A 22,821-nucleotide genomic window follows, 5' to 3' on the forward strand; every position below is an offset into this window, starting at 1 on the left:
AGCCACCTAGTTTAAGCCGGGCTGCCTGGCAAGTTGATATAGGGAGTGTCTTGATACGAAGATTCTCTCATTTGATTGAATAAGGAAGGAAAGAAAAAGTAAATGACAAGAAAGGTAAGTAAAATAGCTAGCCAAAACAGGATGAGCTTTCGATAAGTTGTCTTAAAAAAAGCTGGACTTGGCATACGACTCCTATGAACTATTTTATTGCTCCCAATTGCTTTAGGAACTCTTATTTAACACCTCTTCAACAACTTAAGCAACTAAGGCTAGCCATGCGACATGGCTAGCCAGTCATCAGCATCCTACTATTTTAAAATAAAAACTAAAACACTTAAATCTGAGCTTCTGTCTCTAAAAAACGGAATTTAAGCCCTTAGTCACCCTAAAAGAACAGTAAACTAAACACTGCGCATATAACTTAAACGGCTAAAAATTTGTATTGCAGCAGCTGTCACCGAATCGTAAAAATATGTTTCACGGTACGTTAACTGCAGATAATGTCCTTGTGCACCAATAAACTGAACCAATCGTTGCTTAGGATGTGGATTGGCTCCTACCACCCAATTTTCCCAATGCCAACGATAACCCAGTAATCCCGTACTCGAAAAGGTTTTTCTCTGCGTTGTAATAAGATGCTTAGTCATTAATTCCAAGTAGATAAGCGTATATTTCAAGATATCGGGATTGAGAGCTTGATGATCGGGGAGCTGCAGCTGATCGATTTTTTGAATAATTATCTCGCGAAGATCGGCTCCATCCTTTATTTCTTCGATCTCTTTCTTTTCTATTGTTGACATGACGCTATTAGCCGGGACTTGCTTAAGGCTTGCATCTCCCAATTCAATTAATTTTGCGCGATTTCCATCGATATTGACTATCAACTGAAAGAGATTTCTATAAGCCCTTGTTTCTGCAACGGTATTTACTTCATCCTCATTTATTTTACTGCCAAGCAACTTACTATTACTTCTTTTATTGCCAATTAATTGCGTTGAATGAAAATGTTTAAAACTTTCAAATAAACATTCCAAAGAATCATCCATGGCTACTACTGTATTGGTTCGATCCAAGCCGCTGTAGCAACTGATGATGCGCTTAATATTCAGCAAGCGATCGAGCAGCAAAAAGAGCTCCACTTCACTACAGCGAGATAAGGTAGGCTTGTCTTTAGCATCGAGCTGAAGAGCGAGGATCGCCTGAAAGACTTCTAAGATTAAATGAGTTCTTTCCGCATGCATTGCAATAAAGTCTTCTTCTGCAATTGACAAAGCCGTTATTAAACCTCCAACACGCTTGAGGAATGTGCAAAGGGCTGCATTGAGTTCAACTTGCATCTTGGATAAATCAGAAGGAGGCTCTTTATCCTCTATGGACTCTTCATCAACAAGAGGCAATCCATTGATTTCCTCCTCTGGCTGTGCATCTTCTTCTATGAGGATGCTTTCTTCGCAGCTTGAGCCAGTCGTTGATCGACTCGTACTCTGAGGCGAATTGAGGCTGGCATCTTTCACCCTCTTCAGCTCTTTAATTTTTAAGGCTAATTTTAAAACCACGGCAACACTTTCCTGAAATGTTTCCCATTCAGGCAAAAGTTTACCGCTCAAATCTAATAACTGGTCAATATCCCCCATCACAAAGTGAGCCATTTGTGCTAAACTGTCGATGTTAATTTTAGTGACAGATTTAGCGTTTTCCCAAGGAAGCGCAGTAGCGGCATTAAAAGGGGTGTTAATATGCATAAGAGTGACATTAGGCTGTTTTTGCCTTAACTCCTCTTCGATATGGGGAATTTGCGCGTGAACATCCTTGATGAGCTGGGTTTCTGTAAAAAAAGAATTGAGTTGGTGCAAAATCCATCTTCCATTTGGATGCTCCACCGTGTCTAGTATGTGTTTAATAACGGCGCTGATTTGTGCTGCTTTCAACGGAGTATCGATCGCGCTTGTACTAATGCAACCATCCGTTGTTCTGAAATAGACATTGCACAAATCCTTCGCACCCAGTTTCCTCTCATAGGTCCCTGTCACTCCATCATTCTCTTCGGCCAAAACAATCACTCCATTTTGACGAGACGGCCTTAAAGGGACCCAGCTCGCAGTGCCATTTTGAACTGGCATAGGCAGTGCACTTGCAGAGACTTGAATGAGATTAGCAGCATTTAGATAGGCTGCTCCTGTAACAACTTCCGGATATTTACTCTTGAGGCGCGCATCCCGGTACCACTCTTTAATTAATGCTCGTGGAATACAAACACCTGTGTCAAAGCTCCAGGTCACCTCGTCTAAATGGATGAGGCAATCGCCACTTTTTCTCATATGGCTCGCTACAGGTAAAAGAAGCTTTTGCAATTCGCTGTCGATTGCCAATTCTTCTTTGAAATAGGGAGCAATCTTGCCTCTTAAAAGCTGAGTGGCAGCATTGAGCTTCATAAATGCGCTCTCCCCCAATTCCTTTAATGACTCCGCCTTGTCAGCTTTACTTTGGTCTTTATAATTTGTGCATAATGAGCCCAATCCAAGCCGGGCCTTTTGCTTGGCAATCACTTGAATTTTTCGCAAACCATGAAAGAAAGCTAACACAGCGCGAGGGCATTCTTGAAGAGAGGTAGGATTAAAAGATTCGATCGCTACAGTGAGGGATTCGATTTTCTTGCCTAATTGAATAAATCCCGATTGAATTGCCGTAAAGCGCCCCCCTTTTTGCTTAATCCACCCACGAGGTTCCAAAACAAACAATTTTTCATTGAAAGCCATCGATGACTGAATGAGCTCGTGACTCAAAGATTTTAAAAAGCCTTTTATGACTTTTCTTTCCTGATTAAGCTCCATCCAATTTAAAGGCTGAGGACTTGGCAATTGGCGTGGCTGTATATCCATAATAAAATCCTTCGTTAGGTTCGGTCATTCTATATATATAAATTAGCAGCAGGTAAAAATATGTGTTTTGCAACCCCCTTCCAAAATATGGATCTTCGAAATGGCACTGGAGCCTTTTATGCGGCTTTTTTAGAGTTTAGCATTTTTTCATCAAACGACATGCTCGCCTCTTTTTTTTAAGATTAAAAACAAAGTCAACGAGACGCATGGTTAAGGATCATTCTCGAAAAACAACTATCTATTCAAGAAAAAACTTACATGTAAGCAAACTTTCAACTCTTTTTTTGATTAAAAGATATGCGATTATAGTTGTGAATGGCTCTTGGATTTTATAAGAGCTGGTTCATTAAAGATAGGCATTAAAACTAAAGATTAACAACTTAAGAAAAAGCTAAAACACATTTAAACAGACCAATTCTTCTTGAATCCCCCCTGTAATTTCAATGCGGCCTGCAGGATGCAAATAGATATCGTACTCCAAGCGCACCCCAAATTGCTGGGGCAAATAGATCCCAGGTTCGACCGAAAAACAGGTTCCCGGAATGAGTTCTCGAAAGTCATGCGTCTCTAAATTATCTAAATTGGCTCCCGGGCCATGCACATCTTCCCCAATGTTATGCCCTGTCCGATGAATAAAATAGTCCCCATAGCCGGCTTCAATGATCACATCTCGGCACGTTTGATCGACTTCCCATCCTTGAATGGGCCGGCCTTTCTCATAATTTTCCTTAATAAAAAAAGTCGCCCGGTCGCGTGCTGCCTTGACATGATTGAAAATCTCAATCTGGTGAGGAGTAGCCTGCTGTGCTGCCACGCCAACACGCGTGATATCGGCATACACAGAGCCTTGCACATATTGCTTGCACCACAAGTCTAGTAAAATAAAATCACCCGGATGAATGCGGGATGAATGGTCCTTTGTTGGACCGTAGTGAGGATCGGCTGAATGAGCGTTGACAGCGCAGGTTGGAGGGTCTGCTGTGACGCATTTATTTTGATGCATGAGGTCCAGCATAAATTGCTGCACTTGGTATTCATCAATCGAATGCTGTTTTTGAAGCGACAGTTCGATAAATGCCCAGGTACGATCCACGATCTCATTAAGCACATCGGCAGCGGCTAAATGTCCTTGCAGTTGGCTTTCAGACCAAACACTTGTGTAGCGCTGCAACAGATTCGCTGAGCTGACCACCTCAGCCCCATTTTTCCGCATGAGTTCAATTGTGCCGGCATCAACCTTAGAAATAATGGGCAGAGCATTGTAGGGCGAATACTCCATGGCAATTTTGGCATTTTCAACTGTAATAGAGAATAAAAGTTTTTCTAATTCCTGCCAGCTCTTGTAGAGCCATTTGACTCCTGGTAGATGATCTAAGGTATGAGGCTCAATTTGAGGCAGAATTTTAATGGGTTCTCCTTTTTGAGGAATCCAGTAGAAAAAGCGGCGCGAGAGCATTTTACCGGGAGGAATGTCCAAAAAAGTATAAACTAAAGGATTGCTGCGTCGAAAATCGTAAAGAAGCCATCCTTCGATTCGCTGTTCTTTTAAAAGGCTTTGAACTTCGCTTAATTTCTTTTCGAATTCCATATATGTCCTTGGCTGATACAAAAGTCATTTTAAACTGAGCTTAGCCTATGAAGGCATGGGTTTCAAAGCAAGTGATGAGCTTTCATCCACGCTTCAAATGTTTGCCAAACCTCTTGTGAAAGCGTTTGCTGATCGGCTAAAACAGGCAACGTTTGCATCCAAGCCGCCTGCTCCCACGTTCTGGTTTTGTCACTCTTATCTGGCTGATAAAGAGTGTATAACGCAAAAGCCTCATCTGGATGCACTCTAGAATAATCAATACTTTTTTGTAAGGCCTTTTTAAACTTTCTAACAAACACCTCTTCAACGTACGGAGTTTGCTTTTTAGCTAAGATGATGAGCTCATAGTAAGTCGGGATACCAAACTGCGAGAGTTTAAAAAAACGCGTGGGTAATCCAAGGCTGCGCATGTGCTCCGTCTCAATATTCCAATAAGCCCCATAGAGGACATCGACTTTTTTGGTAGCGAGTGCCGTCACAGGATCGCAAGCGACATTCACTTGCTCTTTAGAAATCAGCCGATTGCTCTTTAATAAGGCATTGAGAAAGACAGCTTCTTTTCCACCTGTGCAAAATCCAAAATGCTTTCCATTTAAATCCTTTGGCTCCTCAATCCCTTCTCCTTCACGAAAAATGAAGGCATTCAAAGGCTCCTGGATCAATATTCCGATAGGCTCGATCTGCCCACTTTTTTGAAAGGCGCGGATGGTATGGGGCATATAGGCCACGGCCAATTCACATTGATCTAAAAGCAAATAGGAAGTCGCATGGCAGGGCTCTTGCAGTTTTTGTATGGAAAGATCGATCCCCTCGTCCTGGAAAAATCCCTTATGTATTCCTACATATAAGGGAATATGATTGGGATTCGGCAGCCAATCCAAAACTAACCGCACCTGATCTGTCTTACGCTGGCATCCCAAAACTGCGCTTCCCAATGTGACAAAGCAAATAAGCGACCACACAACTCTTGAGTGAAGCCATTTGCGTACTAAAACTTTGAGGGGCCTTCGCTCCAAAACAAGCCGCTCTCCATACAACGTGATCCAGTACAGGGTATAACTGATCAGTGTCAGGCACAGAAGAGCCGCAAAATTAGTTTCCAAATCGGTATCGCGGCGGCTTTCCACCATTAAGACTCCAAGCCCGGACTGCCCCCCAGCCCACTCACCAGCGACTGCTGCCACCCCTGCAAGAGCTGCGGCGAGCCTAAATCCACTAAAAAGATGAGGCAAAGCCCATGGCAGCTTCAGCTTATAAAACAGCTGCCAAGCAGTGGCCTGATTGAATAAAAAGTATTCTTGAAGTTCTTTAGGAACCGAGCGGAGGCCTTGATAGATGGTGATAGTCAGAGGAAAGAAAATCATAAGCGCCGTTGGGATCACGATTGCCGTAAAAGACCAGCCAAACCAGACGATCATGATAGGAGCCAAGGTAAACATGGGGATGCATTGAATAACAATGAAAAAGGGCTGTAAAAGCGAACGGGCCATTAAAAAGCGATCCATGACCCACGCTAGAGGAAAGGCGACGCTGATTGCCAAGGCAAATCCGCACATCATCTCTTTTAACGTCACACTCGTATGAAACCAGAAACGATCTGCTTTTTGCCATAGGCGAATCAACACTTGAGAAGGGGCTGGCAAGACAAATATGTAGTCGCGATTAAAGAAACTGAATAATTCCCAACCTAGTAAGAGCCCCATCAGAAGCAAAACAGTTAACAGCGTATTTTTCATGCAATACTTTTAGTGATTTAAACATTGGATCAATGCCATGGCAGCAATCAAACGCAACGTTTGTGAAGGTTCATTTAAAGTTTCAATTAAAAAAGGAACGGAAGTCATAGAACCGATTCGCCCAAGCCCCTCTAAAATCTTTGTTCTCGTTTCCTTATCCCCATTTGCATAGCCTTGTTCCAGAACCTGAATCGGAGCCTCTTCATGAGACCATAAAGAAAGCACAAGCGCTGCTTGAATCCGCACTTTTGGGTGCTCATCTTGCAACAGTTGCTGAACAAGGTCTACGGCTTCTTCATCCCCTTCAGTCAACAATAAGGCCGCGGCCGCTCCGGAAATTCCCCATACCCGTTCGGCCAAAAATTCGCGCACAGCGCCTTGAGTATCAGGCTCTTTTAACACCGCTAAAATATTGAAGAGTTTCAAGCGAATGAGCTGGTTATCCATCTCAGGAGTAGATGAAGGCTCTTCTTCTCGGTTGAAGTGGTGGTTGGAGAGCGCATTAAAAATGCCGCATTCGACTTCGCACCACTTATCTTTTTCAGACACCATGACCTGTTTGACAACTTGCGCAGCACGCTCAGTGGCTAGGCGTTGTCCAATTAATCCCAAAGCCAAGTTAAGACGAACGTAAGGATCTCCATGCCTTTCAAATAAAGTCAAAGCCACGCTTGCGCCATAGCGTCCCGTTGCAGCAAGAGCGCTCGAGGCCACAAGGCGCACGTCTTGCTTGTCGCTCATTAGATAGCGCTCAATGATCGCCGCACCCTCATCCGGAACATACAGCGTCAAGAGCCAGGCGGCTGAAAGCGCCGCTTTAAAATTGCCGTCTTGCACTCCTTTCCTGGCCGCTTCCAAAACCGCTTCCTGGGATTCTTTCGGACGTATCAAGCCAATGGCCTGATAAGCCGCGGCCCTCACATCGGGCCGGTAATCACGCGTTAAATCCAAAAGCTGGTCCAAGTCACGCAATGAGTGGAAATGGGCAATTGCTTGACAGGCCAGAAGGCGCAATCCAGCTCGATTGCTTGAAGCGAGTCTCACAACCTCATTGCGTTGAATCGAGTCGAGCAGAGCGAGCAAAGATTCAATTGCTAAGGCTTTTTCTTCTGCCAAACTTTTTTCAGAGCTGATCAAAGCCTCCAGATCTCCTTGCAATTCTAAGATTTTCATCTGTCCAATTGCCTTGATCACCTCGTGTCTGACAGGACGCATTTTCTCTTCGCGGAAGAGGCGCTTGACTTCAACAATTAACTTTTCATCATGCAAGTGCCCGCCCAATTTAACCGCAAACGCTCGGATGGCGTAATTTGAATCGCGCATAGCCTGGTAGATAATGTCCACTCCCCGTCCTTCCTGGCAAAAAAACGCAGCCAAAAGGGCCAGCTGCCTCGTAATCAGGGAATGAGACTGAGAGGCCTTTCCCAATACTCCCCAAGCCATTTCTTCAATCAATTCTCGGTTTTGATTTTGTTCGGGAAAAAGTGCGAGATAGTTTTTCCAAGCCTTCAACATCTCTTTTTCACGCCCTAAACGAGCTAAAGAGCGTATGTAAGCCTCATGCAGGGATGCAGAATGGGGATAGAGAGCAAGAGCATTTTTTGCTTCTTCATGAGCGGTTTGAAAATCTTTGATGCAAAAATGCGCCTGTACATGCCTAGCTTTTTTGTTAATCTCTTGCTCTTCGGCGCAGGCAGCAAGAGGTAGAATGAAGGCTAAGCAGCTAAAGGCAGCACGCATTTTCAACATTCGCAGCAACATGATTTAATCAGTTGGCTAATGGACTTAAATTCTTGTGCACGCGAATCCTTCACGAGCTCAAATAAAATGGTTTCAACGCAGCTAATGCGGATGCCACTATCGCGCATCTCAGCTATACCTGTTGAGAACTCATATATTGAGCGTGAAGCAATTGCATCATTCAAAACAGTTACCTGCTTTCCAGCCTGGACGAGCCCCTTTGCCGTTTGCAATACGCAAATATGAGCTTCGATACCCACCAAAACCCACTGTTGAATAGGCAATGCGAGGATATGTTCACGCAAGGCTTTGTCATCCATGCAGGAAAAAGTCGTTTTAGTCCAAGGGCAGTAGGTATCTCCCAAAAGAGTTTTTAAAGGAATTAATGTTTCTCCCAACCCTTGCGGATACTGCTCGGACAGAAAGATGGGAAGTTGGAGTGTTTCAAATCCTTTCACCACCTTAAAAATGGCTTGCAAAACTTCTGCACCACGCTCAACCGAAGCAAATACCTTATCTTGTACATCGATAATGAGTAAACCTGTATGAGAACGCTCTAAGGTAAAGGGCAACATGCCATCACACTCCTTTCGAAATTTAGCATTAAATGAGTCATTAGACCTCTTTCGGCACTTGCTTTGACTAAAAGAATTGAAGCAGGTTTCGAAAGCAGTCTGAGATGTAATTGCAAAGTCTTTTCAAACATTTAATTTTTAAAAACTCTACTCGAGAATCAAACTTCGAGAAGCCATGACACAGATCTTTTTTAAGCCATTGGCCCCAGTTGACGTCCCCCAATCAAGTGAAAGTGCAGGTGAAAAATCGTTTGCCCCGCTTCCGAACCATTATTCGTCAAAAGGCGATATCCTTTTTCGATCTTAAATTGCTTGGCTAGTTGCTGAGCAACGGAGATGATTTCACTCAACAGAGCAAAGTCTTCCGATTGTAGCGATTGGAGATCGGCGATCTCTTTTTTAGGAATGATCAAAAGATGAACGGGAGCCACAGGGTGGATATCTTTAATGGCAAGAATGCGTTCATTCTCGAATACTTTTTCAGATGGAAGCTCGCCCCTGATAATTTTTCCAAATACCGTCGCCATTAAATGCTGCCTCCTTCGCATGTTTAAGAGTATATTCTAAAGCTTTTAACGCATCTTCGCGTGTTTCCCAAACTGATATAAAGCGTCCCTTGTGGCAAAAAATGGCCCCAGAAATCCCAGAAATGCGCTTTAAATCTTCATCTAACAATCCTGCCCATTCTTGTGGTTGCGGCAATCTAACCTTCATACGGTCCTGGTAAGAAGGAGGGATTCCACGCAACTTCCAGTGGTTACCAGAAGGCATAATAACAAATAAGGCCGGGTGTTCATCCCCTTTAAGCTCAAAGAAAATTTCTAGCCAAGGCAAATTCTGATCAAAGAGCAAACACTCTTGAGACTTGGCCATGCATTCGGCCACAATCTCTCGGCATGACTGCGTATATTTAAATCTATCCCACAATCTTTGCAAATGCTCAAAGACGAACGTCAGCGCTTGGTGAAAGGCTTGGTTTTGCTCTTCAGGTGCACAGTCGTAGTGGATGGGAGTGTAGTTGGAGACGACGTGAGAAAATGAGCAATAACCGGGAATGAGAGGATCCCTACCGTTGTCGTGCGCATCGATTCCCATGACCAAAGAAGAATTGAAAAATTCATACTCGTTGGGTTTCAACTTCCCTATTGTCTGAAGATACTTAAGAATCATTCCAGCACTACTCAAGGGACCTTGATAATCTACTTGATGGTGGTCGAATAATTTTTGGGATGGATCGTAAACACCGCCTACATCGCATACATATTCGCACGTGGCTAAAACGTGCAGATCGCGCGTACGGACGATTCTTTCCTCGTCAATCAAATCAAAAAGCATGAGCAGCGCACATGCTGTGACCTCGTCAGCATGAAACGTCCCATCGTGGGTTCCGCAGCTCCGCGGAGTTTTGTCTATATTCATCTCGATAAGCCCGTCCCTTCAGAGAATTTACTCATTATTAAGCCAAATTCACACAGATAAAGACCCTAGCAAAAATATAATAAAAAGCAATTATGGCAGAATGATCTTTTACGAAAAAGGCCTAATTTTCCAGAGAGCTTTTCGTGACAAATAACCCTGACCAAACTTCACGTTTGATCTACAATCACTTAAGCGCATTTAAAATTTAAACTTCTTACCCTCTCTTTCCCTCTTTTTGAATCCAACATTTTTTTCCTAGCTAAAGAATAATCGTTTTCGCTATGTTACTCCACTTTTTCCCTCATAGTTCAGATTTATGAACAAATTCCTACTCTGTTCTTCCCCCTCCACTTTTCTCCCGCATGAAGCGCTTCAGCTCTCGCACACAGAAACGCAATGAATTGACAATCAACTTGTTAAGAAAATAGAACACAGCATCATTTTTTTTCGACTCCCCTCCTATCTGGCCATTTCTAGCCCCAAATCCTCCATCTATGAACAATGTATCTACAACATTTCCACATTTTTAATGGCTCAAGTGAAGGCTTTAACCTCAAATAGGCGAACAAAAAGAGTACATCAGAAAGGAATGGTTCCCTTTTCCTCTGTAAAGGGGTGATGAAAAAGAGAGAAAAAAGAAGCTATTCAGCCTAAGCAAAGGGCAAGTTTTGAAGATGGTAGAATATTTATGGGCTAGCTGAAAAACATTGAATAAAGTATTTTGCTTTTTTTCACATTGGACTGCTTATTGCATTAGCGGTTGGATCATTTGATCTCTACGAACGAAACGGAATGATATTATGGAAAGCCATCTCGATTTCTACCACTACGACCTAGCCACTCCCGATGGCTCTGTCACTAATTTAACGCGTATGAACGACAAAAGAGCGGAGGCCACCGTTTTTATTCAAAACATTTCCCCTTATTTTGTCGGTTTTCAAATTGATCCCCAACTTGTCTTATTTAATATTAAGAGTACGTTAGCGCAGCTGGGGCTGGACGGCATTGGCTTGAGCTTTGAACTAGATCAGAAGAATCTATGTGCTCAGGTTCAAGTCCAGCTTAATGCCATTGGACCCATAGCCGTTGAGATGTTAAAATACCTGCAAGTTGGCAGCTCGCTTGGCAAGCTCTTTGCTGCCGATGAGCGCCGGCGCGTGCGCGATCCTGATTATCTCAGCCGCATGTTTGGGCGCTCCGACCGTTGGGGCAAACCACTTTTGTCGCTTGGCGGGCTTCACGGCAGCAATGATCTCATATTAGACCGAGTCGATGGCAGGACCATTGCTTACCTGACTCTTCAAAATGGGCGCGTCGTTTACGATTCATCCATTTATGGTTTTTTACCTACTTTGGCGAAGGCTTTGGTTAAAGACACCAAAATGCGCGACATTTTGCGACTGCATCAGGAATGGAAGCCCATGATGACGCGCAATGTCTCTGAAGATGAAATCCTGCTTGTCCGAACCCTTCCTCTCCACATTCGAACAGTTTTTGGACGCGTTGTCGACAGCTTATTATCTCCTGGTTACCATCACACGTCGGCATCAATCCTGCAACCCGATACATTTGCCTCAGGAGATATTTACGAGCTGTACGGTCAAAGCAAGCGCGAAATCACAGATATTCCTCTCGAATTTTACACTTTGGAACCTTATCGCGAACACGTCTTTTTCTCGGATCGCGATCAATTGCAAACATGCCTAGAAGACAGTAAAACATTGTTTGAAGCCTTTGCTACAGCCCCGCTTCCTTCGGAAAATCGCGCAGCTGTTTTTATCGTTAAAGGACAGCAGCTAAAGTCATTGAAACCAGATGATTGGATTACGCGTGAAACGCGCCTTCATGAGTTTCCAGGTCCCTTCCATGGAACCCGGCAAGCTCTCATGGTCGAGCGCTATATTGAACAGCAGCCCTCTTATCCATTCTTAAAAGCTATCGATAGCGGTGTGATCACAAGCCAGGGGATTTTACTGACTCGTTATTTCCCATCGCCTTTGATGAAGCGGATGCTTTTGAGCGATCAGGTACAGCGTTGCCTAAAAGGCATTTACTTCCAATACCCCTCTCTTTCCCACATGAATTTTTTCTCGGCGGAAGACCGGGCTTTATTGCATGACTTAGAAAAGTTTGCCATTCCTGTTTATTGGGTGGATGAGGCGACGCGTCAAATCCTACAATACATTCAAAAGCCTGATAGAGATTCCGGCTTTTTTGTTCCGCTTAATAGCGTGGACACCTTTTTAAAGTCGACCGTTTTTGGCATTTATGGATCCAATTTGCTGGCTGGGGATTTTGAGCACGAAATGCGCGTTTTACTGCAGGGTGTCTTAGATATGCGCAGCGAAATGCAGCATCCGCTTCTTAGCAAAAATACCCCCTTAGCCCTGGTTACAGGCGGCGGACCAGGAGCCATGGAAGTGGGCAACCGCGTTGCAAAAGATCTTCACATCTTATCATGTGCCAATATTGTCGATTTTACTGCCAAAGACGGGGCCATGGTCAATGAGCAATTACAAAATCCTTTTGTTGAAGCCAAAATGACTTATCGCCTTGACAAGCTTGTTGAAAGGCAAGCCGAGTTTCATCTCGATTTCCCCATCCTTTTGATGGGCGGCATTGGAACAGATTTTGAATATTGTTTAGAAGAGGTTAGGCGCAAAGTCGGTTCTGTCGAGTCGACACCCATCCTATTGTTTGGAGAGGCTGATTATTGGCGCAAAAAAATCACTTCGCGCTTTGAATGCAATCTTCATTCAGGAACGATCAAGGGATCTGAATGGATTAGCAATTGCTTCTATTGCATTCAAAAAGCGGAGCAAGGAATCAAAGTATACCGCGACTATTTCATGGGCAAATTGCCGATCGGCAAGAATGGCCCGATCTACGAAGAGGGATTTAAGGTCGTCGATTAGGCAAAATTCAAAGAGCCGTTATGTTATCCTCAAGGAAGAGAACAAGATTTTAACGCAAAGGAGATGGAACGGCGGAGAGACGCAGAGGAAATGATAAGCCATTGACTCCCCTGCTCTATCCATCTATGAAGCGCTTTATTATATGCTCGGAAGAGCGGCTGATCGAATCGCAACCTATAGCGTTAACATCAGCGATTATTTAGACCATCGTCTTGTAAAGGCTCTTGTTGAGAGCCTCTGGCAGGTTCACGCGTCTCTTTCTCGGCCTGCTCGGCATTGAAAAGGGCTACCTTTAAAAAAGGTGCAAGCTGATTGGCTGGGAATGACTCTTCAGGATTAAAAGCACGTTGAGTCAAAAGATAAAGGTAATCGTCATTGAGGATTTGCTGGCCAGCTATTTCTTGAATATTGCGCCAATAGTTACGCTTATAATGGGGATGAGCCTCTAAAAAGGCTTGCACTTGCGCAATCGACGGATTGAGCGCATTAATTTCCGCCCCTTCCCGATAGTAGTTTTTCCACCCTAAAAAGGCTTGCCTCACAAGAACTGGCAGGCTTGATTCTGGCAACGATTGCAAGTCATTCATTTGTTCGAATTGCTTGGACTCCATGAGCTTAACATAGTCTTGCGGTGCCGTAGGCCAGTTCTTTGGTTGCCACTCTTCGACCTGATTCAAAAATTCTATGAATTCAATGGGCTTAATAGAACGAACGACCTGTTCTGGAACTAGCAAGCGATGCCATGTGTGGTACAAAAAAAGAAGATCTGGCGGAGCCGTCACAATGGCATCCGCCTCGCCCAATTCCAGCGTTTCTTTAGCAGTTTGAAATCCCGGTAAATAGCCCGCCTTTTTAGACACATTCGAGCGCAAGAAAGAGGGAAACTGCCACAAGAAGACTGAAAATTGGCGATTTGTCACATCCAAGAAAGGTTCCGCTTTCTTTTCGTGTTGCACAACTCCCTGGTACCATCCCATCGACCCCCAAACCATCGCAACAAGTGCTGTTGCGAGGAAGATCCAAAGCCAAAGAGGAAAGGCTCTTGACCCAAGGCTTGGTGATTCTTGAATAAAGTCTTTTTCAGACAGCGGCTGATCAGCCGCTGGTGCTTTTGACTCTATCGTATCTTTATCAAATGGACCGGAACTTTCTGGGTTCATAATTAAAATCCGTATGAACCTCTGATGCTAACATAGTGGGTTGCTTTTTTACAGAATTGTCCATCTAAAGAATAGCCATCATGATATTCCAAGAAAAAGCGGAGCTTGCGGCGAATACCAGACACTTTTCCCCATTCCCAGCCGATCGCATAGGTTTGGTTAATGTGGTTTTTAAAATGAGATTGATAGCGGAAGTGCATCCCAAAGAAGGGCTCACCGTAAAGTCTATTACAATAATCGCGGTATCCGAGCTGTGGAAAGCGCAACTCTAAGCCCGCTTCCATATAAAATTCACCCACTCTAAACGAGTCATCTTGGCAACATACATTACCGAGTACGCCATATAAACGCACTTGTCTGTTTTGCCAGGAAACGGATAAATCCAAGGCTTCGATACTAGGATTGCGACGATCAAAGTGGGGGTGGTTGATTAAAAACTCATCACCAATATGAGTAGAGATATGATAGCCCCTTAAGCGGATGGCCCAGTTACCAAAGGCATAGGTGATGGGCACGCCGACATAATAATCGGCATCGATCAAAGGAGAAGAGTAGTGTAGTGGATCGAAAATCGCCCATACTCCGCCTTCCAATTCTAATTGCAAATCGCCACGGAAACTCCAGATATCGCACCAACGGAAAATGGGGAGAGTATCACCGAATGAAACATCAATGACATTTTGTACCAATGCACGGTCATTAAAGCGCCAACCCACAGAATAGGTCAACTGGCGAGGATCTGCCAGAAAAGGACGAAACATGGGAGGCCCTTCAGGCAACCAAATTCCCCAAAGGTTATGGGAACGTGCATACTCGCAATCTGTTTCTGGTTCTACCGACGCCCAGCAGTTTTCATTGTAGATTTCTGGGTGAGCACTTCGATAATTATCCAGTTCTTGAGAGGCTTCGACAGTAGTGGCCGTATCTGCGCATGCAGGCGCATCGTCTTTATCAAAATTGTCTGCGAACAATAATGAATTAAAACTAAATACAAAGATCCAAAAATGTTTGGCATAGCGCATCATATATACTCTCACATCGCTTGATAATGTTCATATCCAGGCTAATTTGAAAAATTGGTATTTGCCAAATCCCACTTTAAACTTTGATGTTCTATCCGATGTCGCTTAGGCCAATCAGATAAAACAGGTCATCTGGTTGTCGAGACCCCAAAGTTTTTTTTATAAAAGAATTAAGGGATAGCAAAATAGCGAGAAATCTGCAAGTAGATCTGACTGAAAAGACAAAATTTAAATTTAAATTAGCCAGGCATCTCTCTTGCGAACCGGCCATCAATAAAGGCAAAATGCGCTGACAGGCAATGAGAAAAAAACTTTCTCAATCACTAGAAAAAGCCCCTACTCCCCTCACCTTACATAGATTAAAGAAAAAGATTTGAAGTCTTAATTAGCGTTTTTTTGCAGGAGGACAATCCCATGATTTATGATTCGTACAGCCGCAATCAGTAGCAGCCATGCACCCGCATTTACATCTTGGACCTCTACTGTCTGGACGCTGAAAGCCTGCGCCTACATCCCCTGGCAAAGTTGCGGCGGTGCACAACAAACCACTCAATAAAAAAAGAGCACTCTTCATCTAGACCTCCATAAATGGACCTCCCCTATCTGGGGAGATATTAAATCGATTAGATGATTCGCATCATTAAGGATCTCCTTATTTTATGTAATATTTTTTTAATGATTGATCAACCTCTTCTTCGAAACCAAGATTCGGAAGCGCCCGTAAACTTTCAAATATTTTGTGCACAAATTATCTTGGCTGCTATATACCAAAGAGTCTTCAACAGTTGCTCGGTAGACAATAAGCCAGAAAGAAATAAGACAGAACAGGGAGTTTTTATGGGAGATTTCGGCACAAGCGGACCTGGTCAAAGACGGGGTGGTTCCCTCTTGATGGCCTTAATCATTGCGACAGTGGCCTTTTTCATGTATTTCACACAAACCGAACAGAATCCAATTACTGGTGAAAAGCAGCGTGTTGCCTTGACTCCTGATCAAGAAATTAGGCTTGGTTTACAATCAGCCCCCCAAATGGCAGCTAAAATGGGCGGCGAGGTGCCATCAAGCGATCCCCGTTCACGCGAAGTCCAGCAGATTGGACAAGAGATTCTCTCTCGCAGCAAAGCCAATCGTGGACCTTGGAAATTTAAATTTCACCTCCTGGCCGATTCAAAAACGGTCAATGCATTCGCTTTGCCTGGCGGACAAATTTTTATTACTCTCGGCTTATTAAATAAATTGCAGACAGAGGCACAACTCGCAGGTGTCCTTGCCCATGAAATGGGGCATGTCATTCAGCGCCATTCGGCACAGCAAATGGCCAAAGGACAATTGGGGCAGCTTTTGATCATGGCAACAGGAATGGGGGTAGGCAATAGCGATTCAAATAGCGGCTATCAGGCAGCCATGATTGCAAGCGTTGTCAATCAAATGATGCAACTCCGCTATGGGCGCAAAGACGAGTTAGAGGCCGACCAATGGGGTCTCGATCTAATGGAAGAGGCTGGATATGATCCCCGAGCCATGATAGAAGTCATGCGCATTTTAGAAAAAGCCTCTCCAGGCGGAAGTCAGCCTGAAATGCTGCTCACTCATCCCTACCCGGAGCACCGCATCGCTAAAATTTCAGCTTACTTAAAAGAGAATCCTCCTGGACCCAACCTTACAGAGGGAAGGAATCTGCAAGACATTTTTAAACGCTCTGCCTTTTATGGCTATTAGCAAAAAAACATTACATACTCTTTCCCAGGCAGAAATGCCTGGGAAATTGCCTTAAACCTTCTGTATGAAATCGATCACATTAGCATTAAAAAAAATGGCATAAGAACGTGATAACCATCGCTTAGTCAACGCGTTTGTATATAAGATAAACGCTTCGTGCTACAATAGATTGCTTTCGAAAGCCTTTTAATTGTTAACCTCAATAATCAAATGGCATTCGAAGTAAGTCTTATTGGCACTATGAATTTGAAGATTAATATGTTGAAGCTCACGTGTTTATTTTTGGCAATACTCTCTTTACTTGGTTTACAGACCGAGCTTGAGGCTGATTTTCTACGGCTTTCCAAAAAAGAACGCCCCTCTTTAGCCGAATATGAACCTACCTTTCGATCGACTATTTTTGATCACTACTACAAACAGCTACGTTCATTCATACAAACAGATAAGCCTCTTTCTGATTTGCCTAAAGAGGAACAAATGGACCACAGCAGCCATCCTCTTTTTACTCTCAGACAACTCTTTATGGCAGAAGCTCCGCAAGATGGGCTGTCTAAACGAGGGTTTCACACAGCCTTTTTAACCCGCCTTAGGGTCTTGCTTTTTTCTCAACCCCGCGATGAGCTTGAATCAGTCAATCACCTCTGTTTTTGGATGTATACCCAACCCTATTTGCTGAATGAATATTGGCAATTTCTTCATACCTTGCCAACGCAAATGCCCCCCATTCAGGGAGTTTTAGCCCATTTTCCAGCCAAGGTTGATGCTTATTACCAACAAATAAAAAAGAATGGCCATCTGAGCGGCTATCATCCTCTTTCATCCTCTGAAACCGACCCTCATTACAATGGACAGCTTCCCTCTGCTATCTATCGCATCGGGCAAACCACGCTGCTTCACCTTTCTAGGCCTTTAATTGAAAATAAAAAGCAAAAGACTGTTTCCATTTCCCCTGAGTTTAAGGCCTATTTAACCTACCTCAAGTCGAAGCAACAAACCCACCTTTACATCAATTTAATGCACAGGCAAGGGAAAGAAAGCCATTTGTCGAAGATCTTAGAACGATTAGAAGAAGATCCGGAACTTGGATCAGTCATTGCGGTGGCTACATTGGACAAAAACTCTTCATTCTACTGGCAGAAAAATGAGTATGTCTCACTTTCCAAGGCCAGTGAATTTAAGAAGGTATTTTTCCGCTATCTCCTCACGCCGAATGGAGCTGTTTTTAAATGGCCGAACAAGATACCCTTAGACGAATGGAAACAAACTCTCTATCGATTGCTCAACGCAATCCACATCGACTATTTTGGCGAGCGCCCCGCTCTCTCCAGGCTAGAGAGGCAGCAATTCGTTGAAATCATGCTTGTCAAACTCATTGAAGCACTAATCGAAAGGGAGAATCCCACCTATTGCAATATTTCCTGCAAGCATAGCATCGATAGAGGGCCGAGCATGTTAAGCCTTTTCTATGCCTATAACCGGCTTCATGATGCTAAGCAAAAGTGGAGCGAAGCTGATGAGCAACTCACCCTGACCCTCCTCTTTGCACCAGCCCTCGTCGCCCACAATCGGCCACCTCATGCCTATCGTCTGGAACGCTTCAACTTGACACTCCAAAAGTTTGGCGAGCTGATAAAGCAATCAGAACCATATTGAAACAAAAAAAAGCAAATCTTCAATGAAGATTTGCTTTCTCTAATAAACTAAGAGATTAGACTGATTGGGTCTCCAAGCATTTAGTATACTTAACAACCGCCTCGGCCATCGTTGGCCTAGCATTTGGATCAGTCATTGTCATCGCTTTTAGAAGGGTATTTAGGCTTTCAGCTTTTTGCTTTCCTATTTTTTCCGCCATCAAACGAGTCAACTCATCTACATACTTATGAATCTCTATTTCTGCCTTTGGATTAGGGGTATTCCAAAGATTCAAGTATTCTGTTGCAGCGACACCTATACCCTGCCTGGTCACCCAATTTTCGACTTGTTTACACTTCGCGTTTTCAAGAAGGAACTTTTCAACTCCGCGGCGAAGAGCAGTTGACGTCGCCTTGATTCTATAGGGTGTCAATAGACAGGTCTTTTCATCATTTAAAAATTCCTCTTCTAAAATCCGAATGAGAATCATCGCCCCGCCAAACACTTCTCCCTGGTGGCTTGTTTTGAATTCGGGGGGAGCAAAACGGGGGTTTCCACGTATAGTTTCCGCCTCATTCGGCCCCATCTGCTTGGACTTACCGAAATCGGAAATGCCAATTGAGATCCCACCCTTATCTTTAAGGTAGACTAAGATATTTTCCGGCTTTAAATCGCCTTGCACATAACCCGCTTCTTGCAAGTAGCTCAATCCTGTTAACGCTTGCCTTCCTAGATCCAATCGTTGGTCGAAATTAAGTGGGACTTTACGCTTCGTCAAGATTTTTTCCAGATCGCCATCGGCCTTTTTACACTCAACGGTGTACATCCTTGCGCCCGTACGCGGATCTTTGATTCCCTTTTCTGTTTCCTTGATATCTACCGCTAAGTAGAACTCTTCTTGCTCAGGATGCAGTTTTTGAAGCGCAGTTCGAATGGCTTGAGCTGTTAAGACCTCTTCTTTCAATTCTGCCTCCGCTCTGGATCCTTTCCCCGTATAGTATACCATGGAAGGATCTCGGTTTGTTTTAACCCATACATCCTTCACTTTCCCATTCGCAACGTGCTCCGTAATGGAATCGGTCAACGATGAAGGCTTAGATGAGAGTTCACTAAACTCAGCTTCCTTTTCAGGTAAATAATCGAGGATACTTTCGACTTCATCTCCATTTTCCATGACACTTGTAAAGCCAGATTTTGTGCCAAAGAATTCACGGCTATTCCCCTCGAACAAATCGATTTCTTCATCGTCCGAAAGCACGCCCTCTGCTAAAGATATCTCTAGCATTTCTTTCTGTGCTTCTTTAAGCAGGTACTCGAGTTCATCAACTCTTTTTTCCAGCCTAATTTTATCAGTCAAATGTTTCTGAATAACTTCTTCCTGCTTTTTGTGAGCGGTATCGTGTTCTTTAACAATAACCTGGTGTTTAATAGAAGCTTCCTGGAGTTCGGAAGTATACTTAACTGAAAAATCTTGCAGCCGTGTTTTATGCTCTTTCAAGCTCTCTTCTAATTGAGTCTTCTCTAAGGCAAGATCTTTAGCCTGTTGTTCGGCTAGAGTACGTATCTCTTCTTCTTTCTCAAGAGCTTTTTTAAGCATAACCATCCCATGGTCCATCTGCTGCAACTTCACCTCTTTCTCGATCAATTTTACTTGAAGCTCTTTCAAGCTCTCTTCTAATTGAGCCATGTCCAGGGCAAGCTTTTCAGCCTTTTCTTCGGCTAAAACACATGCCTTTTTCTGGCTTTCGACCTCTTTTACGAGAAAGCCAACTTGCTGTTCCGAGATATTGCCCTTTTTTCCTTCGCCAATCAATAGACTTTCGAGTTCTCGCACTCTCGATTCAAGTTGAACCTTTACATGTGTAATGTCTGCCGCCGCTTCTTCTAGCAGCGCATGTGCTTTAGTCTGCTCATGAATGGTCTTTTTGAGACCAATGACCTCCTGATTGACATGTCGTGCTTTTTTTTCTTCAGCACTTAATTGACTTTCAAGCTCTTGTATTCTGAGCTCTAACTCCTGCTTCTGGCTGCAAGCCTCTTTAGCTGTTCGAGCCAATTCTTTAAGCTGAGCCTGTTGCTTTTGAATAGTCTCTTTGTGGTCAACGATTTCTCGATCAGACTGCTGCACCTTATTTTCTTCGGCATTTAATCGATTTACAAGCTCTTGCGTTCTGAGCTCTAATTCTTCCTTTTGACTTTGAGCTTCTTCTACAATTCTTATCAATTCTTCATGCTGAGCAAGCTTCTCTTGAATGGCCTCTTTGAGGGCCACAACTTCTTGATTAGATCCATCAGCCTTCTCTTCCGCCAATCTCAATTGATTTTGAAAATCTTGTAAGTCCAATTCTAATTCATCAACTTTTTGACGCGCAGCTTGCGATTTTTGCTCTGATAAGTCGCGTGCTGCTTGGAGCGTAAGAGCATTTTCTTGAAGTTGATCTCTGGCTTCTGTAGCCCTTCGCAGCTGCTCATCTTTACCCGCGAGGTCTGTACCTTGATTGGCATATGTGGCTTCCAACTCATTCAATCGCGCCTGGAGTGTTTCATTTTGAGTTCTTAAAGCCTGCTCTCTTTCTTCAAAGGCAACTTTTTCTATTGCAAACTCTCTTAACTCATTCTCAGCAGTATTTTGAAAAGCCTGATTCACATACCTGCTATTCATGAATTCATGAGCACGCCCAGGGGTAATTAAGCATACAAAGGGAAGAAGCGCTCCCGTCACAACGCATTCGATGACGCATATTAAGTGAATAAAAGCAGAAGATAATTCCAAGTCCTTAGAAGCCGCCCATTGTGGAAAGCAAACCACCGCAACCGAGTTGTATGGGAAAATAAGGATTCCCGTTACAATTTTTCCGCCGCATAAAGCCGTGTGAACACTCGCATCGATTAGAGAGGAAAAAGGAATAGATACAGCCCCGGAAACACGCGCGACGATAGATCCGGCATATAAATAGTTGCGTTGATTGACAGACGCAAGCCACTCCGTCACTTTTAACGTACAACTAAAATTTTCAAGCGAACTTAAATGACCAGACGTTACCATGATATTATCTTCTTGTATAAAATTTCTTGTTAAAGCTTATTAATGGTGAGTATCAATTCAGCTCACAATTTAGATAAAAAATAATAATAAATTATTATTAAGATTTTATAAAAAAACAAGAAATTTAATGTTTTTTAAACCAGACTTTCAAACTAAATGAGTTGTATTAGAGCAATTTTACAAAAAAATAGGCCTGCTGGTTAACCGTCTGAAAACCGAATAAAAAAATTTCGAAGGGGTTGAAAAGAGCATACGTTTAAGCTATGATTCATTTAAAATCTTTTAGCGAGCAACATAGCCTCATGAATGAAAATGTCATCCCATTTAAGATTTCTCCTTTCTTCGAATTAGCGATTGATACCGTCTATTCGATTAAACTGCCAAGGATTGAATGGGCAGGTTCCCTGTTTCAGCTCGTCGATCACAATCGAGCATACCTCAGCGAATATTTACCCTGGGTCGACCACACACTGTCCGCCAAAGATTCGGAGCATTTCATTAAGCACAGCTTGGAGCAGGCAGAAAAAGGAAAGAGTCTCCATTTATGCATTTGGGAAAAAGAGTGCCTTGTAGGGCTGATCGGGCTTCATTATATCGATCGATTAGACCGCAAGACAGAAATTGGTTACTGGATTTCTGAGGAGCATCAAGGAAAAGGCATCATCACAAAGTGTTGTCAGCGACTCATTAAGTTTTGTTTTCAAGACCTTCAATTGCATCGCGTCGAAATTCGGTGCCAGGCTTCAAATCTGCGCAGCCAAAGCATCCCCAAACAGCTTGGATTCAAACACGAAGGAACGTTGAGGGGCGCGTTTTTCCGCAATGGACAATTCTCAGACTGTCTAATTTTTGGGCTCCTAGCAACGGACCAGCTCGTCAATGTGAAGTATTAGATCACGGCAACTTGTAAAGTAAGCCAGCTCTTAAAGCCGTAGCTGCTTTCCTTGCAAAAAAGATCGGTAAAATTCCAACGTTTCGTGCTCGCCTGGCATTAAATGCATCTGCAAGGCTTGATCGACTGTCGCCCATCTAAAATCTTGATGTTCCATCAATCCCAAATTGATTGCAGGCTCCGTGTCCAGGGAAAGATAAAACATATGATAGATAAAATCTTGTGAATCTCGGATATAAAGCGTTTTAATCGCTTCTAAATGCTCTTTTTCGATTGCGACGCCGATTTCTTCCCACATTTCCCTCACCAAGGCTGACGGAGGGTCTTCATTCTCTTCCAGTTTACCAGCTGGGACTCCCCATGTATTCCCATGCGATTTAAGTGGATGCCTCTGAAGCAAAAGAAGTTTTTCTTCCCACGTGCAATAGCAACTAGCTACCTCTACTCTCGGTTTAAAATCGGGAGGGGCCTGGACATAAATTGTGCAAGTCAATTGCT

The 22,821-nt window shown here is 43.5% G+C and carries 17 protein-coding genes; 5 read left to right on the top strand and 12 right to left on the bottom strand.

The annotated features are described in order from the left end of the window. Window positions 1-11: 11 nt before the first annotated feature. The 8 genes from PNK_RS13485 to PNK_RS08605 all read right to left on the bottom strand — a co-directional run bounded on the left by PNK_RS13485 (window position 12) and on the right by PNK_RS08605 (window position 9,937). On the bottom strand, window positions 12-185 hold the full coding sequence (locus tag PNK_RS13485) for a hypothetical protein (RefSeq protein ID WP_158021766.1): 174 nt from the start codon (window positions 183-185) through the stop codon (window positions 12-14). 216 nt (window positions 186-401) lie between these two features. Next, a complete protein-coding gene (locus PNK_RS08575; RefSeq protein WP_059061495.1) occupies window positions 402-2,879 on the bottom strand; it encodes a hypothetical protein in 2,478 nt (825 codons plus the stop codon). Window positions 2,880-3,270: 391 nt separating this feature from the next. Next, a complete protein-coding gene (locus PNK_RS08580; protein WP_059061497.1) occupies window positions 3,271-4,467 on the bottom strand; it encodes a M24 family metallopeptidase in 1,197 nt (398 codons plus the stop codon). A 62-nt stretch (window positions 4,468-4,529) separates the two neighbouring features. Continuing rightward, window positions 4,530-6,203, bottom strand: a complete 1,674-nt coding sequence (locus PNK_RS08585) for an ABC transporter substrate-binding protein (RefSeq protein WP_059061499.1) — start codon at window positions 6,201-6,203, stop codon at window positions 4,530-4,532. Between the two features lie 9 nt (window positions 6,204-6,212). After that, complete coding sequence (locus PNK_RS08590) at window positions 6,213-7,952, bottom strand: HEAT repeat domain-containing protein (protein ID WP_158021767.1); 1,740 nt, start codon at window positions 7,950-7,952, stop codon at window positions 6,213-6,215. Beyond that, complete coding sequence (locus tag PNK_RS08595; protein ID WP_032124093.1) at window positions 7,946-8,518, bottom strand: isochorismatase family protein; 573 nt, start codon at window positions 8,516-8,518, stop codon at window positions 7,946-7,948. Before PNK_RS08595 ends, PNK_RS08590 begins: the two co-directional genes overlap by 7 nt. 191 nt (window positions 8,519-8,709) lie before the next feature. Further along, window positions 8,710-9,045, bottom strand: coding sequence for a histidine triad nucleotide-binding protein (locus PNK_RS08600; RefSeq protein ID WP_059061504.1), 336 nt, complete (start codon window positions 9,043-9,045; stop codon window positions 8,710-8,712). Beyond that, a complete protein-coding gene (locus PNK_RS08605) occupies window positions 8,999-9,937 on the bottom strand; it encodes an MYG1 family protein (protein ID WP_051981684.1) in 939 nt (312 codons plus the stop codon). The genes PNK_RS08600 and PNK_RS08605 overlap by 47 nt, the downstream gene beginning before the upstream one ends. An 800-nt stretch (window positions 9,938-10,737) precedes the next feature. Here PNK_RS08605 and PNK_RS08610 point away from each other — a divergent pair. Continuing rightward, the gene (locus PNK_RS08610; RefSeq protein WP_032124091.1) at window positions 10,738-12,852 is read left to right on the top strand and encodes an LOG family protein; all 2,115 of its coding nucleotides are present in this window, start codon (window positions 10,738-10,740) and stop codon (window positions 12,850-12,852) included. Window positions 12,853-13,040: 188 nt separating this feature from the next. On the opposite strand, the gene PNK_RS08615 is transcribed toward PNK_RS08610, so the two are convergent. Together PNK_RS08615 and PNK_RS08620 are read right to left on the bottom strand one after the other, a co-directional pair. Then, window positions 13,041-14,012, bottom strand: coding sequence for a hypothetical protein (locus PNK_RS08615; protein WP_051981683.1), 972 nt, complete (start codon window positions 14,010-14,012; stop codon window positions 13,041-13,043). A 2-nt stretch (window positions 14,013-14,014) separates the two neighbouring features. Then, complete coding sequence (locus tag PNK_RS08620) at window positions 14,015-15,037, bottom strand: DUF1207 domain-containing protein (protein WP_032124090.1); 1,023 nt, start codon at window positions 15,035-15,037, stop codon at window positions 14,015-14,017. 418 nt (window positions 15,038-15,455) lie between these two features. On the opposite strand from PNK_RS08620, the gene PNK_RS13910 reads away from it, so the two are divergent. The 3 genes from PNK_RS13910 (at window position 15,456) to PNK_RS08630 (ending at window position 18,406) form a co-directional block, all read left to right on the top strand. Beyond that, complete coding sequence (locus tag PNK_RS13910; protein ID WP_269446514.1) at window positions 15,456-15,590, top strand: hypothetical protein; 135 nt, start codon at window positions 15,456-15,458, stop codon at window positions 15,588-15,590. Window positions 15,591-15,871: 281 nt separating this feature from the next. After that, the gene (locus tag PNK_RS08625; RefSeq protein ID WP_059062403.1) at window positions 15,872-16,753 is read left to right on the top strand and encodes a M48 family metallopeptidase; all 882 of its coding nucleotides are present in this window, start codon (window positions 15,872-15,874) and stop codon (window positions 16,751-16,753) included. Between the two features lie 258 nt (window positions 16,754-17,011). Further along, entirely contained in the window at window positions 17,012-18,406 is a 1,395-nt protein-coding gene (locus tag PNK_RS08630; RefSeq protein ID WP_059061506.1) for a hypothetical protein, read from the top strand. Window positions 18,407-18,461: 55 nt separating this feature from the next. Here PNK_RS08630 and PNK_RS08635 read toward each other — a convergent pair whose 3' ends face one another. After that, window positions 18,462-21,431, bottom strand: coding sequence for a protein kinase domain-containing protein (locus PNK_RS08635; protein WP_059061507.1), 2,970 nt, complete (start codon window positions 21,429-21,431; stop codon window positions 18,462-18,464). A gap of 263 nt (window positions 21,432-21,694) precedes the next feature. Here PNK_RS08635 and PNK_RS08640 point away from each other — a divergent pair, with 263 nt between their 5' ends. After that, window positions 21,695-22,324: a GNAT family N-acetyltransferase gene (locus PNK_RS08640; protein ID WP_059061510.1), complete on the top strand. Its 630-nt coding sequence runs from the start codon at window positions 21,695-21,697 to the stop codon at window positions 22,322-22,324. Between the two features lie 30 nt (window positions 22,325-22,354). Here PNK_RS08640 and PNK_RS08645 read toward each other — a convergent pair whose 3' ends face one another. Then, window positions 22,355-22,816: an NUDIX hydrolase gene (locus tag PNK_RS08645; RefSeq protein WP_059061512.1), complete on the bottom strand. Its 462-nt coding sequence runs from the start codon at window positions 22,814-22,816 to the stop codon at window positions 22,355-22,357. Between the last annotated feature and the right edge of the window lie 5 nt (window positions 22,817-22,821).

This window comes from Candidatus Protochlamydia naegleriophila, from assembly GCF_001499655.1.
GTDB classification, from domain to species: Bacteria; Chlamydiota; Chlamydiia; order Chlamydiales; family Parachlamydiaceae; genus Protochlamydia; species Protochlamydia naegleriophila.

Excerpts from the sequence above, each read along its gene's own strand:
- PNK_RS08630 (WP_059061506.1), top strand. The coding sequence starts at position 17,012 with ATGTTGAAGCTCACGTGTTTATTTTTGGCAATACTCTCTTTACTTGGT.
- PNK_RS08625 (WP_059062403.1), top strand. The coding sequence starts at position 15,872 with ATGGGAGATTTCGGCACAAGCGGACCTGGTCAAAGACGGGGTGGTTCC.
- PNK_RS08600 (WP_059061504.1), bottom strand. The coding sequence starts at position 9,045 with ATGGCGACGGTATTTGGAAAAATTATCAGGGGCGAGCTTCCATCTGAA.
- PNK_RS08610 (WP_032124091.1), top strand. The coding sequence starts at position 10,738 with ATGGAAAGCCATCTCGATTTCTACCACTACGACCTAGCCACTCCCGAT.
- PNK_RS08580 (WP_059061497.1), bottom strand. The coding sequence starts at position 4,467 with ATGGAATTCGAAAAGAAATTAAGCGAAGTTCAAAGCCTTTTAAAAGAA.
- PNK_RS08575 (WP_059061495.1), bottom strand. The coding sequence starts at position 2,879 with ATGGATATACAGCCACGCCAATTGCCAAGTCCTCAGCCTTTAAATTGG.
- PNK_RS08615 (WP_051981683.1), bottom strand. The coding sequence starts at position 14,012 with ATGAACCCAGAAAGTTCCGGTCCATTTGATAAAGATACGATAGAGTCA.
- PNK_RS13485 (WP_158021766.1), bottom strand. The coding sequence starts at position 185 with ATGCCAAGTCCAGCTTTTTTTAAGACAACTTATCGAAAGCTCATCCTG.
- PNK_RS08585 (WP_059061499.1), bottom strand. The coding sequence starts at position 6,203 with ATGAAAAATACGCTGTTAACTGTTTTGCTTCTGATGGGGCTCTTACTA.
- PNK_RS08620 (WP_032124090.1), bottom strand. The coding sequence starts at position 15,037 with ATGATGCGCTATGCCAAACATTTTTGGATCTTTGTATTTAGTTTTAAT.
- PNK_RS13910 (WP_269446514.1), top strand. The coding sequence starts at position 15,456 with ATGATTCGTACAGCCGCAATCAGTAGCAGCCATGCACCCGCATTTACA.
- PNK_RS08605 (WP_051981684.1), bottom strand. The coding sequence starts at position 9,937 with ATGAATATAGACAAAACTCCGCGGAGCTGCGGAACCCACGATGGGACG.
- PNK_RS08635 (WP_059061507.1), bottom strand. The coding sequence starts at position 21,431 with ATGGTAACGTCTGGTCATTTAAGTTCGCTTGAAAATTTTAGTTGTACG.
- PNK_RS08640 (WP_059061510.1), top strand. The coding sequence starts at position 21,695 with ATGATTCATTTAAAATCTTTTAGCGAGCAACATAGCCTCATGAATGAA.
- PNK_RS08595 (WP_032124093.1), bottom strand. The coding sequence starts at position 8,518 with ATGTTGCCCTTTACCTTAGAGCGTTCTCATACAGGTTTACTCATTATC.
- PNK_RS08590 (WP_158021767.1), bottom strand. The coding sequence starts at position 7,952 with ATGTTGAAAATGCGTGCTGCCTTTAGCTGCTTAGCCTTCATTCTACCT.